Source organism: Pseudomonas sp. 5.2 (genome assembly GCF_059025405.1).
The window spans coordinates 12,698-27,884 of sequence record NZ_JBYBHH010000016.1 but is presented as its reverse complement, the minus strand read 5'-3'; the positions used below and the strand labels follow the sequence as shown (position 1 = coordinate 27,884).

The 15,187-nt window shown below is 62.0% G+C and carries 11 protein-coding genes; all 11 read right to left on the bottom strand.

Features of this window, described 5'->3' with window-relative positions:
• Positions 1-3: 3 nt before the first annotated feature.
• Positions 4-1,632 carry a CTP synthase gene (pyrG, locus tag AC5PZ0_RS21815; RefSeq protein WP_493855721.1) on the bottom strand — a complete coding sequence of 543 codons (1,629 nt, stop codon included), beginning with the start codon at positions 1,630-1,632 and terminating at the stop codon, positions 4-6.
• Positions 1,633-1,900: 268 nt separating this feature from the next.
• On the bottom strand, positions 1,901-3,184 hold the full coding sequence (tilS, locus tag AC5PZ0_RS21810; RefSeq protein ID WP_099428492.1) for a tRNA lysidine(34) synthetase TilS: 1,284 nt from the start codon (positions 3,182-3,184) through the stop codon (positions 1,901-1,903).
• 158 nt (positions 3,185-3,342) lie between these two features.
• Entirely contained in the window at positions 3,343-4,290 is a 948-nt protein-coding gene (locus AC5PZ0_RS21805) for an acetyl-CoA carboxylase carboxyltransferase subunit alpha (protein ID WP_099428491.1), read from the bottom strand.
• 105 nt (positions 4,291-4,395) lie between these two features.
• Positions 4,396-7,920 (bottom strand): DNA polymerase III subunit alpha, encoded by a 3,525-nt coding sequence (gene dnaE / locus AC5PZ0_RS21800; RefSeq protein ID WP_493855720.1) that lies wholly within the window; start codon positions 7,918-7,920, stop codon positions 4,396-4,398.
• Between the two features lie 187 nt (positions 7,921-8,107).
• On the bottom strand, positions 8,108-8,731 hold the full coding sequence (rnhB, locus tag AC5PZ0_RS21795) for a ribonuclease HII (RefSeq protein ID WP_085272748.1): 624 nt from the start codon (positions 8,729-8,731) through the stop codon (positions 8,108-8,110).
• A 1-nt stretch (position 8,732) separates the two neighbouring features.
• On the bottom strand, positions 8,733-9,860 hold the full coding sequence (lpxB, locus tag AC5PZ0_RS21790; protein WP_027595803.1) for a lipid-A-disaccharide synthase: 1,128 nt from the start codon (positions 9,858-9,860) through the stop codon (positions 8,733-8,735).
• A 1-nt stretch (position 9,861) separates the two neighbouring features.
• Entirely contained in the window at positions 9,862-10,638 is a 777-nt protein-coding gene (gene lpxA / locus AC5PZ0_RS21785) for an acyl-ACP--UDP-N-acetylglucosamine O-acyltransferase (protein ID WP_099428489.1), read from the bottom strand.
• Positions 10,635-11,075 carry a 3-hydroxyacyl-ACP dehydratase FabZ gene (gene fabZ, locus AC5PZ0_RS21780; RefSeq protein ID WP_003252314.1) on the bottom strand — a complete coding sequence of 147 codons (441 nt, stop codon included), beginning with the start codon at positions 11,073-11,075 and terminating at the stop codon, positions 10,635-10,637. Before fabZ ends, lpxA begins: the two co-directional genes overlap by 4 nt.
• A gap of 113 nt (positions 11,076-11,188) precedes the next feature.
• On the bottom strand, positions 11,189-12,244 hold the full coding sequence (lpxD, locus tag AC5PZ0_RS21775; protein WP_027595801.1) for a UDP-3-O-(3-hydroxymyristoyl)glucosamine N-acyltransferase: 1,056 nt from the start codon (positions 12,242-12,244) through the stop codon (positions 11,189-11,191).
• A gap of 1 nt (position 12,245) precedes the next feature.
• Entirely contained in the window at positions 12,246-12,749 is a 504-nt protein-coding gene (locus tag AC5PZ0_RS21770) for an OmpH/Skp family outer membrane protein (protein ID WP_027595800.1), read from the bottom strand.
• Positions 12,750-12,793: 44 nt separating this feature from the next.
• Positions 12,794-15,157 carry an outer membrane protein assembly factor BamA gene (gene bamA / locus AC5PZ0_RS21765; protein ID WP_265968616.1) on the bottom strand — a complete coding sequence of 788 codons (2,364 nt, stop codon included), beginning with the start codon at positions 15,155-15,157 and terminating at the stop codon, positions 12,794-12,796.
• Positions 15,158-15,187: the final 30 nt, after the last annotated feature.

Here is a 15,187-nt window from a genome sequence, read left to right as displayed (position 1 = left end):
TGATCAGGCCTTGTTCTTCTGAGCCAGGGCTGCCTTGACGAAACCACTGAACAGCGGGTGGCCGTCACGCGGGGTCGAGGTGAACTCTGGGTGGAACTGGCAAGCGACGAACCATGGGTGGTCCTTGGACTCGACCACCTCAACCAGCGCGCCGTCTTCGGAACGACCGGAAACCACCAGGCCAGCATCGATCAGTTGTGGCAGCAGGTTGTTGTTCACTTCGTAGCGGTGACGGTGACGCTCGGTGATCACGTCCTTGCCGTAGCAATCGTGAACCTTGGAGCCCGAGACGATCTGGCAGTCCTGCGCGCCCAGGCGCATGGTGCCGCCCAGGTCGGAAGCTTCGGTACGGGTCTCGACGGCGCCGGTAGAGTCGGCCCACTCGGTGATCAGGCCGACAACCGGGTGGCCGCTGTTGCGGTCGAACTCGGTGGAGTTGGCGTCTTTCCAGCCCATCACGTTACGGGCGAACTCGATCACGGCAACTTGCATGCCCAGGCAGATACCCAGGTAAGGCACTTTGTTCTCACGGGCGTATTGCACCGCAGTGATCTTGCCTTCGACACCGCGCAGGCCGAAACCGCCCGGTACCAGAATGGCGTCGGCGCCTTCGAGCAGGCTGGTGCCTTGGTTCTCGATGTCTTCGGAGTCGATGTAGCGCAGGTTGACCTTGGTACGGTTGGTGATGCCGGCGTGGCTCATCGCTTCGATCAGCGACTTGTACGCATCCAGCAGCTCCATGTACTTGCCGACCATGGCGATGGTCACTTCGTGCTCTGGGTTGAGCTTGGCATCGACGACCTTGTCCCACTCGGACAGGTCGGCGCTGTCGCACTGCAGGCCGAAGCGCTCGGTGACGAAATCATCCAGGCCCTGGGCATGCAGGATGCCCGGAATCTTGTAGATGGTATCTGCGTCTTCCAGGGCGATCACCGCACGCTCTTCGACGTTGGTGAACTGGGCGATCTTGCGGCGTGACGAGCTATCGATGGGGTGATCGGAGCGGCACACTAGCACGTCAGGCTGCAGGCCGATGGAGCGCAGCTCCTTGACCGAGTGCTGGGTTGGCTTGGTCTTGGTTTCACCTGCGGTAGCGATGTACGGGACCAGGGTCAGGTGCATCAGCATCGCGCGCTTGGCGCCGACTTCGAAACGCAACTGGCGGATGGCCTCGAGGAACGGCTGCGACTCGATGTCGCCGACCGTACCGCCGATTTCAACCAGGGCCACGTCGGCATCGCCGGCGCCCTTGATGATGCGACGCTTGATCTCGTCGGTGATGTGCGGGATGACCTGGATGGTCGCGCCCAGGTAGTCACCACGGCGCTCCTTGCGCAGCACGTGCTCGTAGATACGGCCGGTGGTGAAGTTGTTGTTCTGGGTCATGGTCGTGCGGATGAACCGCTCGTAGTGGCCCAGGTCAAGGTCAGTCTCGGCGCCGTCCTGGGTGACGAAGACTTCACCGTGCTGGAACGGACTCATGGTGCCAGGATCGACGTTGATGTACGGATCCAGCTTGAGCATGGTGACCTTGAGTCCCCGCGCTTCCAGGATGGCCGCCAGGGAAGCCGAGGCAATGCCTTTCCCCAATGAAGAAACAACACCGCCCGTGACGAATATGTAGCGCGTCATGAAAAACCCTAGAAGTCTGCGTTAAGGCGGCCAGCGCCGCCGGAGAAAGCGAAGGAAGGCCGAAGCCCCCGATCACCTGCGTCAATCACAGTGCATCTCGAAAAACTGCCGCGTCTGTACAAACCAGGGTATCCCCGGCATGGAGCTCGCTCGTCATTTCCAGAATCAGCCCAGCAAAAAACTGCGTGGTAATCGGCAACTGCTGTGTTTTCGAGGAACCCACAGAAGTTGTATCAAGAAGGGAGGGTAGTCTACCGGAATGTACCCTTCAGCTCAAACCTTGCGCGTTCGTCGGTAACTGCCAGTGCAGTTGGCAATCTGCCTGCCCCAGCGCCGGCAGGTTGGCCACGGCCAGCAAGCGCTCGCCCTGATACAGCAATGGCAGGCGCGAACGCACGAAAGGCGGCACCTGCAGCTCGTTGAGCAGGCGCTTGAGGTCGCGTCGACCGCGCCCGGCAAGCTCAAGCACTTCACCGCCCTGGCGATAGCGGACAGTCAGGCCCGCCAGGGGCTTGGGCGCAGTCAGCCGAACGCTGCCGTTGCCCGGCAAGGCCAGCTCGCAAGCCGAGTCTGCCCAGGCGAATTCGCCTTGCGGCGCCTGCAGCCAGTCACCGCTCAGCCACCAGATACGGCCGTTGCTGCGCAGCAACCGGCCGTCGGCTAAGCGCCAGGTCGGCTGGGCGTCGGCTGCGGCATCGCGCAGGTCGGCCCAGCCAGCCCAATGGCGCGCATCCGGCAGCCGGGTGCGATGGCTGAGCCAGTATTGCAGGGCATTGCGCTGACGAGCGGGTGACAACGCCGCGAGCACCGCAAGCGCCAGGGAGTCCAGCCCCACCCATGCAGCGGCAGCCCCCTCCTCGGCCTTGGCCAGATCAGCCTGAGCCACCTCGTCCAGCAAACTCTGCGCTTCGCCCAGGTGCTCTGCGCAACGGGCAAGGTTCTGGCTGGCTTGGGGCCAACGCTGCTGCAACACCGGGAACACTTCGCCGCGCAAATAGTTGCGGGCAAAGGCGGTGTCGCTGTTCGAGGGGTCTTCGATCCAGGTCAAGCCTTGGGCCTGGGCATACGCGTGCAGCTGCTGGCGGGCTATCGCCAGCAACGGCCTGGCCAGGCTGCCCTGCCCCAGCGGACGCTGCGCCGGCATCGCGGTCAGGCCACGTAGCCCGGCACCGCGCAGCAAACGAAACAGCAGGGTTTCGGCTTGGTCATCGCGGTGCTGGCCGGTGAACAGCACCTCACCGGGGCCGACTACCTTCGTGAATGCCGCGTAACGGGCATCGCGGGCCGCCTGTTCGAGACTGGCGCCGGGGGCAACCTGGACGTGGACCACACGAAGTTCGACGCCGAGGTTGGCGCAGACGTGCTCGCAGTGGGCTGGCCACGCGTCAGCGGCGGGCTGCAGGCCGTGATGGATATGGATGGCGCGCAACGGGGGCGCGGGATGGGTGCGGGCGTAATCGGCCAGCAGGTGCAGCAGTACGGTGGAGTCCAGGCCGCCAGAGAAGGCGATGTGCCAGGCGGGGGCTTGGAGCCAGGGGGTGAGGTTGATCAAGGGCGCCTCACATGATTCGGAATCGCCGGGGCACTGTGGGAGCGGGCTTGCCCCGCGAACAAGGGCGAAGCCCTTGCCATACGACTCCGTTGCCAGAGCCGGCCTCTTCGCGGGTCGAGCCCGCTCCCACAGGGGCCGCAGAGCGGCCCCGGGGTGTATCAGAGGCCGTAGCTCATCAGGCGCTCGTAACGGCGTGCCAGCAGCGCGTCATTGTCGAGCTTGCCCAGCATGTCCAGTTGCTGCACCAGGTCGGCACGGATGCTTTCAGCCATGGCGGCCGGGTCACGGTGGGCGCCGCCCAGCGGCTCCGAGATGACCTTGTCGACGATGTTCAGGCTCTTCAGGCGTTCGGCCGTGATACCCATGGCCTCGGCGGCATCGGCAGCCTTGTCGGCGGTCTTCCACAGGATCGAGGCGCAGCCTTCCGGCGAAATCACCGAGTAGGTGGAATACTGCAGCATGTTCAGCTGGTCGCACACACCAATGGCCAGTGCACCGCCAGAACCACCCTCACCGATCACGGTGGCGATGATTGGCGTCTTCAGGCGCGCCATGACACGCAGGTTCCAGGCAATCGCCTCGCTCTGGTTGCGCTCTTCGGCGTCGATACCTGGGTAGGCACCTGGGGTATCGATGAACGTCAGGATCGGCATTTTGAAGCGCTCGGCCATTTCCATCAGGCGGCACGCCTTACGATAGCCCTCAGGGCGCGGCATGCCGAAGTTGCGGCGCACCTTCTCACGTACTTCGCGGCCCTTCTGGTGGCCGATGACCATCACTGCCTTGCCATCCAGGCGGGCGGTACCGCCCACGATCGCGGCATCATCGGAGAAATGGCGGTCACCGTGCAGCTCTTCGAATTCAGTGAAGATGTGCTGCAGGTAGTCCAAGGTGTAAGGACGACGCGGGTGACGCGCCAGGCGGGCGATCTGCCAGCTGGTCAGGTTGCCGAAGATGCTTTCGGTCAGGGTATTGCTCTTGTCTTGCAGACGGGCAATTTCATCGCTGATGTTCAGCGAGTTGTCGTTACCCACCAGGCGCAGGCCTTCGATCTTGGCTTGCAGGTCGGCAATCGGCTGTTCGAAATCGAGGAAATTCGGGTTCATAGGCATCCGTCTTGGGTCTACGGCCAGGCGGCCGGCCGGTTGATCCGTTTGGCGCCCTACCTTAAGGGATCGGGCGCATTCAGGTCGAGATTAAAATTCGTCGATTCAACGATATTGCAGGAAGACGTTCTCACGTCCGAACTGGTCACGCAGTGCCTGAATCAGGCCGTCAGCCGGGTCGATTGACCACTCATCGGCAAACTGCAGCATGGCCTTGGCGTCACTGCCGGTGTATTCCAGGGTAATCGGGCAGCCGCCGCGGTGACGGGTGATCAGCTCACCCAGCCAGTTCAGGCGGTCGCCCTTGAGCGCGTCATGGGCGACTTTCAAGCGCAGGCTTTCGGCCAGGCGCGTGCGCGCGTCTTCCATGGTCATTACCTGCTTCACCCGCAGGCGCAGGCCGCCCGAGAAGTCATCGTTACTGACCTCCCCTTCGACCACGACCATGGCGTCGTTCTGCAGCAATGACTGGGCCGCCATGAAGGAGTCGGCAAACAGCGACGCCTCGATGCGCCCCGAGCGGTCATCGAGGGTGACGAAGCCCATCTTGTCCCCCTTCTTGTTCTTCATGACCCGCAACGCAATGATCATGCCGGCGATCGTCTGAGACTCACGGGACGGCTTCAGGTCGATGATGCGCTGCCGGGCAAAACGGCGAATCTCGCTTTCGTACTCGTCGATCGGGTGACCGGTCAGGTACAGGCCCAGCGTGTCCTTCTCGCCTTTGAGGCGCTCTTTGAGGGTCAGCTCGCGGACCTTGCGGTGGTTGGCATAGACGTCCGAGTCTGCCTCGACGAACAAGCCGCCAAACAGGTCGACATGGCCGCTGTCGGCGGTACGCGCGGTCTGCTCAGCCGACTTGATCGCCTCTTCCAGTGCCGCCAGCAAGGTTGCACGGTTACGGTCGATGTTGGCCTGGTAGGCCTTGATCTCGTCATGGAAGTACGGGCCCAGACGGTCCAGTGCACCACTGCGGATCAACGCATCGAGGGTGCGCTTGTTGACGCGCTTGAGGTCGACGCGCTCGCAGAAATCGAACAGGTCCTTGAACGGCCCGCCCTGCGCACGCACTTCGACGATGGCCTCCACCGGCCCCTCGCCCACGCCCTTGATCGCACCCAGGCCATAGACGATACGGCCATCGTCATTGACGGTGAACTTGAAATCGGAAGTGTTCACATCGGGCGCATCGAGGCGCAGCTTCATGCTGCGCACTTCCTCGATCAGCACCACCACCTTGTCGGTGTTGTGCATGTCCGCCGACAGTACCGCGGCCATGAACGGCGCCGGGTAGTGGGTTTTCAGCCAGGCGGTCTGGTAGGACACCAGGCCATAGGCGGCAGAGTGAGATTTGTTGAAGCCGTAACCGGCGAATTTCTCTACCAGGTCAAAGATGTTACCTGCCAGATCGCCATCGATGCCGTTGTTCGCGCAACCTTCGATGAAGCCGCCGCGCTGCTTGGCCATCTCTTCAGGCTTTTTCTTACCCATGGCCCGCCGCAGCATGTCGGCACCGCCCAGGGTATAGCCGGCCATGACCTGGGCAATCTGCATCACCTGCTCTTGATACAGGATGATGCCGTAGGTCGGCGCCAATACCGGCTGCAGGCCGTCATACTGGTAGTCCGGGTGCGGGTAGGCCAGCTCGGCGCGGCCGTGCTTGCGGTTGATGAAGTCGTCCACCATGCCCGACTGCAGCGGGCCTGGGCGGAACAGCGCCACCAGTGCGATGAGGTCTTCCAGGCAGTCCGGCTTGAGCTTCTTGATCAGCTCCTTCATGCCGCGCGATTCGAGCTGGAACACCGCCGTGGTCTCGGCTTTTTGCAGCAACTCGTAGGTCTTGCGGTCATCCAGCGGAATGAAGTCGATGTTCAAGTCCGGCAGGTTCTGCTTGGCCTGCTCGCGGTTGATCGTCTCCATCGCCCACTTGATGATGGTGAGCGTACGCAGGCCGAGGAAGTCGAACTTGACCAGCCCGGCGGCCTCGACATCGTCCTTGTCGAACTGGGTTACCAGGCCGCCGCCCTCTTCGTCACAGGCGATCGGCGAGAAGTCGGTGAGCTTGGTCGGGGCGATGACCACACCACCGGCGTGCTTGCCGGTACCCCGCGTGACACCTTCGAGCTTGAGGGCCATCTCCCAGATCTCGCGGGCATCTTCGTCGCCCTTGAGGAAGTCGCGCAGGATCTCTTCCTGCTCGTAGGCTTTTTCCAGGGTCATGCCGACTTCGAAGGGGATCATCTTCGACAGGCGATCGGCCAGGCCGTAGGACTTGCCCTGCACCCGCGCCACGTCGCGCACCACCGCCTTGGCGGCCATGGTACCGAAGGTGATGATCTGGCTGACCGCGTTGCGCCCGTAGGCATCAGCCACGTATTCGATGACCCGGTCACGGCCATCCATGCAGAAGTCGACGTCGAAGTCGGGCATGGATACCCGTTCAGGGTTGAGGAAGCGCTCGAACAGCAGGTCATAGGCCAGCGGGTCGAGGTCGGTGATCTTCAACACGTAGGCGACCAGCGAACCGGCACCCGAGCCTCGGCCTGGGCCGACCGGCACGCCGTTGCTCTTGGCCCACTTGATGAAGTCCATAACGATCAGGAAGTAGCCGGGGAAGCCCATCTGGATGATGATATCCAGCTCGAACTTCAGGCGGTCCAGGTAGACCTGGCGCTTTTCCTCATAGTCTGGCGTGGTCTCTTTGGGCCAGAGCACCGCCAGGCGCTCCTCCAGGCCTTCATGGGAGACATGGCGCAGGTAATCGTCGATGCCCATGCCATTGGGCGTCGGGAAATCGGGCAGGAAGTGCTTGCCCAATTGAACCTGGATGTTGCAGCGCTTGGCGATCTCGACAGTGTTGGCGATGGCGTCGGGCAAGTCGCTGAACAGCTCGGCCATTTCGTCCGCGCTCTTGAGGTACTGCTGATCGCTGTAGTTGCGCGGGCGACGCGGGTCGTCCAGGGTCCAGCCCTCGCCAATGCAGACACGGGTTTCGTGGGCATCGTAGTCGGCCTGCTTGATGAAGCGCACATCGTTGGTCGCCACCAGCGGCGCGCCGACCTTGTCGGCCAGGGCCACAGCAGCGTGCACGTATTCTTCGTCGCGGGCGCGGTTGGTGCGCTGCACTTCAACGTAGAAGCGCTCGGGGAACATGCCCATCCAGTCGCGCAACAGCGCTTCGGCTTCTTCAACCCGGCCAGAGAGCAGCGCGGCGCCAATGTCGCCTTCCTTGCCAGCGGACAAGGCGATCAGGCCTTCGCTGGCGGGGGCGATCCACTCGCGCTGCAAAATCACCAGGCCATTGCGCTGGCCTTCAACCCAACCACGCGAAATCAGCTCGGTGAGGTTGCGATAGCCCTGGGGGTTCATCGCCAGGAAGCAGATACGCGACAACGGGGCTTCCGGGTCAGGCCCGGCCAGCCACAGGTCGGCACCACAGATCGGCTTGATCCCGGCGCCCATGGCGGTCTTGTAGAACTTCACCAGCGAGCACATGTTGCTCTGGTCGGTGATCGCCACCGCCGGCATGTTCATCCCCGCCAGTGCCTTGGCCAGCGGTTTGATCCGCACCAGGCCGTCGACCAGCGAGAATTCGGAGTGCACGCGAAGGTGAACGAAGGGAACCGACATGGGTGATCCTGTAGCAGAACGACAAGGGCGGGATTGTAGCGTAAAAGCGGGGGGATTTTGGGGCTGCTGTGCAGCCCATTCGCGGGGCAAGCCCGCTCCCACAGGTTCTGCACCCAGCTTGAATACTGTGCGCGCCCTGTGGGAGCGGGCTTGCCCGCGAATGGGCCGCACAGCGGCCCCAATTAGGCTAAATCAAGGAGTCAACAACACCCTCACGGGCCTCCCAGGCCGCCCGTACCGGCGCAAAGGAGCGTCGGTGAATGGGCGTAGGCCCAAGCCGGGCCAGGGCTTCAAGGTGCACCGGCGTCGGATAACCCTTGTGCCCACCGATGCCGTAACCGGGGTAGATCAGCTCGAACGCACTCATCTCCCGATCACGCGTCACCTTGGCCAGGATCGACGCAGCCGCGATGGCCGGTACCTGGCTGTCACCTTTTACGACTGGTGCCGCGGGCACCGCCAGCTTGGGGCAGCGGTTGCCGTCGATCAGTGCCAGCTTGGGCGTGACATGCAGCCCCTCGACCGCACGCTGCATGGCCAGCATGGTGGCCTGAAGAATGTTCAGGCGGTCGATTTCTTCGACCTCGGCGCGGGCAATGCAAAAGCTCAGCGCCTTCTCGCAGATTTCGTCGAACAACGCCTCGCGCTTGGCTTCGGTGAGTTTCTTCGAATCGTTGAGGCCGAGGATCGGCCGTGCCGGGTCGAGGATCACTGCAGCCGTCACCACCGCGCCACACAACGGGCCACGGCCGACTTCATCGACCCCGGCGACCAGGTCTTCGACCAGGTTGAAATCCAGTCCTATTTGCATCTCAGCGGTCCTTGAGCAAGGCCAGTACCGCCTCGGCGGCCTGGTTGGAAGCATCCCGGCGCAGGGTGCGGTGAATCTCGTCGAAACGTTCGGTCTGCTGGCTGCCATCGGCCACCAAGGGGGCCAAGGTTTGCGCCAGGGCTTCGCTGGTGGCGTCATCCTGCAGCAGTTCAGGCACCAGTTCGCGCTGGGCCAGCAGGTTGGGCAACGACACGTAAGGGCTTTTGACCAGGCGTTTGAGAATCCAGTAGGTCAACGGCGCCAGGCGATAAGCCACCACCATGGGGCGCTTGTACAGCAGTGCCTCCAGGGTGGCGGTACCCGACGCGATAAGCACCGCATCGCAGGCCGCCAGGGCCTGGTGCGACTGGCCGTCGAGCAGGGTCAGCGGCAGCGCGCGCCCTTCGAGCATCTGCTCGACCTGGGCACGCCGTGCGGCGTTGGCGCAGGGCAGCACGAAGCGCACACCCGGTACTCGTTCGCGCAAGCGCTCGGCGGCATCGAGGAACAGCGCCCCCAGGCGCCCGACTTCGCCGCCGCGGCTGCCAGGCATCAACGCGACCACCGGGCCTGGGCCCAGGCCAAGCGCAGTGCGTGCTGCCAGTCGGTCGGCCTCGAGCGGAATGGTATCGGCCAGTGGGTGGCCGACGAAACGCACCGGCACCCCCTGCTCCTCGTAGAACCGGGCTTCGAACGGCAACAGCGTCAGCATCAGGTCGCAGCCTTCGCGGATCTTCAGCACGCGCTTCTGCCGCCACGCCCATACGGATGGGCTGACGTAGTGCACGGTCTTGATACCGGCCTGACGCAGTTTCAATTCGATGTTGAGGGTGAAATCCGGGGCGTCGATGCCGATGAACACATCGGGCTTTTCGGCGATGAGGGTCTGGATCAACAACTTGCGGCGCTTGAGCAGCTCACGCAGCCGTCCCAGTACCTCGACCAGGCCCATGACCGCCAGACGTTCCATGGGGAAGTAGGATTGCAGGCCTTCGGCTTCCATCAAGGGGCCGCCAACGCCGATAAAGCGGACGTCGGGATGGCGCGCCTTGAGGGCGCGCATCAAGCCAGACCCGAGAATATCGCCGCTGGCCTCACCCGCGACCAGGGCTACGCAAAGCTGGGCCATGTCAGCGGGTGATGCCGCGGGCAGAATTCAGGATCGACTGACGGAACAGATCGACCTCAGGGTGCTGGGCTGCCAGTTCGTCCAGCGCCTTGATCGCATCTTCGACGGTCAGGCCCTGACGGTAGACGATCTTGTAGCAACGACGCAGGATATGAATGACCTCGTCGCTGAAACCCCGACGACGCATGCCTTCGAAGTTCATGCTGCGTGCTTCGGCCGGGCTGCCGAACACCGTGACGAAAGCCGGTACGTCTTTGCCGATCGCCGTGCCCATGCCGGAAAACGCATGTGCACCGATATGGCAGTACTGGTGCACCAGGGTGTACCCGGACAGAATTGCCCAGTCACCCACATGAACATGCCCCGCCAACGCGGTGTTGTTCACCAGAATGCAATGATTGCCGATGACACTGTCGTGACCGATGTGGGCGTAGGCCATGATCAGGTTGTGATCGCCGACGGTGGTTTCTGCACGGTCCTGAACGGTACCGCGGTGAATGGTCACACCTTCGCGGAACACATTGTGATCACCGATCACCAGGCGCGTCGGCTCACCCTTGTACTTGAGGTCAGGGGTGTCTTCGCCGATCGAGGAAAACTGGTAGATGCGGTTGTGCTTGCCGATACGGGTCGGCCCCTTGAGCACCACATGCGGGCCAATGACGGTGCCCTCCCCGATTTCGACATCAGGGCCAACGATCGACCAGGGGCCCACCTCGACACCGTCGGCCAGCTTGGCCGACGGGTCGATGATGGCCCGAGGATCAATCAAATTCATAGGGAGCGTTCCGCGCAGGTGATTTCTGCCGAGCAGACAGGCTTGCCGTCGACCAGGGCGCGGCACTCGAATTTCCAGATCATGCTCTTGCGGCTGAGGAACTTGGCTTCCAGCACAAGCTGGTCACCCGGCAATACCGGCTGACGGAAACGCAATTTGTCGGACCCGACAAAGTAGTACAGGGTGCCATCCGCCGGCTTGGCATCGAGCATCTTGAAACCGAGGATGCCGGCCGCCTGGGCCATGGCCTCGATGATCAGAACGCCCGGCATGATCGGGTGGGCCGGGAAGTGGCCATTGAAGAACGGCTCGTTGATGCTGACATTCTTGTAGGCACGAATGCTCTGGGCCTCGAAGTCCAGATCCGTCACGCGATCCACCAGCAGGAACGGGTAACGGTGAGGCAGGTATTCGCGAATCTCGTTGATGTCCATCATTTCGGGGGGAAGCCTGTAATAAGAATAGGGAGCGCAGGTGCTGACCACGCGCTCCTTTTGCAGTCCAAAGAGGAGCCAGCTAGCGTCTGTTCACTCTTGCTCAGGGAATGGTATCAGCCTTCTGATGCCGGCTGGCCACCTGAGGTCACGGTATCGATGCGCTTTTCCACCTGCTGGAGACGCTTGGCCATGTCGTCCAGGTGGCGGATACGCGCGGCGCTCTTGCGCCAGTCAGCCAATGGCTGCATGGCTGTGCCGGAAGAATAGGCACCCGGTTCGGTGATCGATCGGGTCACCATGGTCATCCCGGACACGAAAACGTTATCACAGACATCAATATGACCCACCATGCCGACACCGCCAGCAATGGTGCAGTGCTTGCCAATGCGCGTGCTGCCGGAAATCCCGACACAGGCGGCCATGGCCGTGTGCTCACCGATCTGAACGTTATGGGCGATCTGGATCTGGTTGTCGAGCTTGACCCCGTCGGCAATGCGCGTGTCCGACAGCGCACCACGGTCGATTGCCGTGTTGACACCGATTTCTACATCATCGCCGATGGTCACGCCGCCGATCTGGGCAATCTTGCGCCATACGCCCTTCTCGTTGGCGAAGCCGAAGCCCTCGCCACCGATCACTGCGCCAGACTGGATCACCACACGCTTGCCGATGGTCACGTCATGGTACAGGGTGACCCGTGGCGCCAGCCAGCCGCCCTCACCGATGACGCAACGGGCACCGACCACGCAGTGGGCACCGATGCTGACATTGGCAGCAACCTGCGCACCACTTTCGATGACGACGAACGGGCCGATGCTCGCACTGGCATCCACCTGGGCATCTTCAGCCACTACGGCGCTGGGATGAATTCCCGCCACAGCCTTGGGCTTGGGATCGAACAGGTGGGAAATGCGCGCATAGGCCAAGTACGGATCAGCGACGATCAGTGCATTGCCAGCAAAGCCTTCAGCATCCGCAGCCTTGAGCAGCACCGCTGCCGCCTGGCTGTTATCCAGGAATTTGCGGTACTGCGGGTTGGCGAGGAAGCTCAATTGACCGGGGCCGGCCTCCTGCAAGGTGGCCAGCCCGGTAATCTGCAGCGCCTCGGGCCCCTTGAGGGTGGCGCCGAGGGCTTCGGCCAACTGGCCAAGCGTCATGTTCAAGGTCATATCAACGGGCTTGGTTCATGCGCTCGATGACTTGGCGGGTGATGTCGTACTGAGGTTTGACATCGATGACCGCGCCACGCTCGAGAACCAGGTCGAAACCGCCCTTCTTGATCACTTCCTCGACAGCGCCGTCCAGCTTCGGCTTGAGTTGCTTGAGCATGTCACGGTCCGCAACGGCCTTGGCTTCGTTCAATTCCTTGGACTGGAACTGGAAGTCGCGGGCCTTTTGCTTGAACTCGAGCTCCAGGCGCTCACGCTCCTGCTGCTGCATCTTGTCGCCACCTTTGATCAGGCGGTCCTGGATGCCCTTGGCGCTGCTTTCCAGGCTTTTCAGCTTGGTCAGTTGCGGGCCGAATTTTTTCTCTGCATCAACCGCATACTTCTTGGCGGCATCCGATTCCAGCAGGGCCATCTGATAGTTCAGGACGGCAACCTTCATTTCGGCGAAAGCCGGGGTGGCGACCAGCGCCGCGGCCAAAATGGCCAGTTGAGTCAACTTACGCACGATGCACTCCTGGATAAACCGTTGTCGTTATGCAAGGGCCGACCTTAGAAGGTCTGGCCCAGAGAGAATTGGAACACCTGGGTATCGGCATCGTCCGGCTTCTTGACCGGCATCGCCAGGCTGAAGCTCAACGGGCCCAGTGCAGTGATCCAGGTCACACCCAGACCCACCGAACTGGCCATACCCGAGAAACCGACCTTCTCGCAATCTGGCTTGCTGCCGCAGTTGGTATCGAACACGTTACCCACGTCCCAGAATACCGACGTGCGCAGCGAACGCTGGTCCTTGACGAACGGCAGTGGGAACAGCAACTCGACACCACCCTGGACCAACACGTTGCCACCGAACGGCAGCGGATCCTGATCCGGGTCGCGGATGGTACCCGGCTTGCCGCCTTCGTTACCTTCACCACGGCTAGGCGTACTGCGTGGGCCCAGGCTGCTGTCCTTGAAGCCACGGACAGAGTTGAAGCCGCCCGCGTAGTAGTTCTCGTAGAACGGCAGGCCCGAGGTGCTGCCGTAGCCATCACCATAGCCCAGTTCAGTGTGCAGGCGCAGGGTGTAGTCGTTGGTGATCGGCTTGAACAGCTGACCACGGTAGTCGAGCTTGAAGAACGACAGGTCGCTGCCCGGAATGGTCGATTCCAGGGTCAGGCTTTGCGAATGACCGCGAGTCGCCAGCACGCCTTTGTTCAGGGTCGATTCGGACCAGCCGATCGACGCCTTGAAGTTCAGGAAGTTGTCACCCTCTTGATCGAGGAAGTCGAAGATCTCGTCAACGGTGTATTTACCGGTCTTGATCTTGTCCTGCTGAACGCTCAGGCCATAGGTCAGGCGCGAGGTTTCGCTGATCGGGTAACCCAGGCTGACACCGGCGCCCAGGCTGTCGACCGCATAGCTGGCAACGTCGACATCGAGGTCGTCGTAGTCGGTGCTGCGGTAGAAGGCGTTGTAACCCAGGCTGACACCGTCAGCCGTGAAGTAGGGGTCCACGAAGCCGAAGTTGTAGCGGGTCTGGTATTCGGAACGAGTCAGGCCGATGGAGACCTTGTTACCGGTACCCAGGAAGTTGCTCTGGCTGATCGAACCACCCAGGATCAGACCGGCGCTCTGAGCGAAACCGACCGACGCCGTGATGGAGCCGGACGCTTGTTCCTCGACGCTGTAGTTGACGTCGACCTGGTCATCGGTGCCAGGCACCGGCGGGGTCTCGACGTTGACTTCCTTGAAGAAGCCCAGGCGCTCCAGACGGGTCTTGGACTGGTCGATCAGGTAGGTCGACGCCCAGCCGCCTTCCATCTGGCGCATTTCGCGACGCAGCACTTCGTCTTCGGTCTTGGTGTTGCCGCGGTAGTTGATGCGGTTGACGTAGGCACGCTTGCCCGGGTCGACCACGAACATGATATCGACGGTGTGGTCCTGGTCGTTCGGCTGTGGCACGCCGTTGACGTTGGCGAAGGTGTAGCCTTCGTTACCCAGACGACGGGTGATCAGCTCGGACGTGGTGGTCATCACCTTGCGCGAGAATACCTGGCCCGGCTGCACCAGCAGCAGCGACTTGACCTGGTCTTCCGGCACCTTGAGGTCACCGGAGAGCTTCACGTCACGGACGGTGTACTTCTCGCCTTCGTTGATGTTGACGGTGATGTAGACGTGTTTCTTGTCTGGCGTGATGGATACCTGGGTAGAGGCGATATCCATGTTGATGTAGCCACGGTCCAGGTAGTAGGAACGCAGACGCTCCAGGTCACCGGAGAGTTTTTCACGGGCGTACTTGTCGTCGTTCTTGAAGAACGACAGCCAGTTGGTGGTTTTCAGCTCGAACAGCTGCGACAGCTCTTCGTCGTCGAAGACGTTGTTGCCCACCACGTTGATGTGCTGAATGGCAGCGACGGTGCCTTCGTTGATCTTGATTTTCAGCGCGACGCGGTTGCGCGGCTGCGGCACGACTTCGGCGTCGACCTCGGCCGAGTAGCGACCCTGGGCCACGTACTGGCGCTGCAGCTCGTTACGCACACCTTCAAGGGTGGCGCGCTGGAAGATTTCACCTTCGGCCAGGCCAGACTGCTTCAGACCCTTCATCAGGTCTTCGGTGCTGATCGCCTTGTTGCCTTCGATCTCGATGCTGGAAACCGACGGGCGCTCGACCACGTTGATGATCAGGACATTGCCATCGCGGCTCAGCTGGATGTCTTGGAAGAAGCCAGTCTTGAACAGGGAACGGGTCGAATCCACCAGGCGCCGATCATCGGCCTGATCGCCGACGTTGAGCGGCAAGGCACCGAAGACGCTGCCGGCGGAAACCCGCTGCAGGCCGTTGACACGAATATCGGAGATGGTGAAGGACTCGGCGTGAACTTCAGCGATCATCAGTGCGGAGAGGACCGCAGTTAGCAGCAGACGTTTCATGAAGTCCTTTTATTCCAACTGGCAATAAAC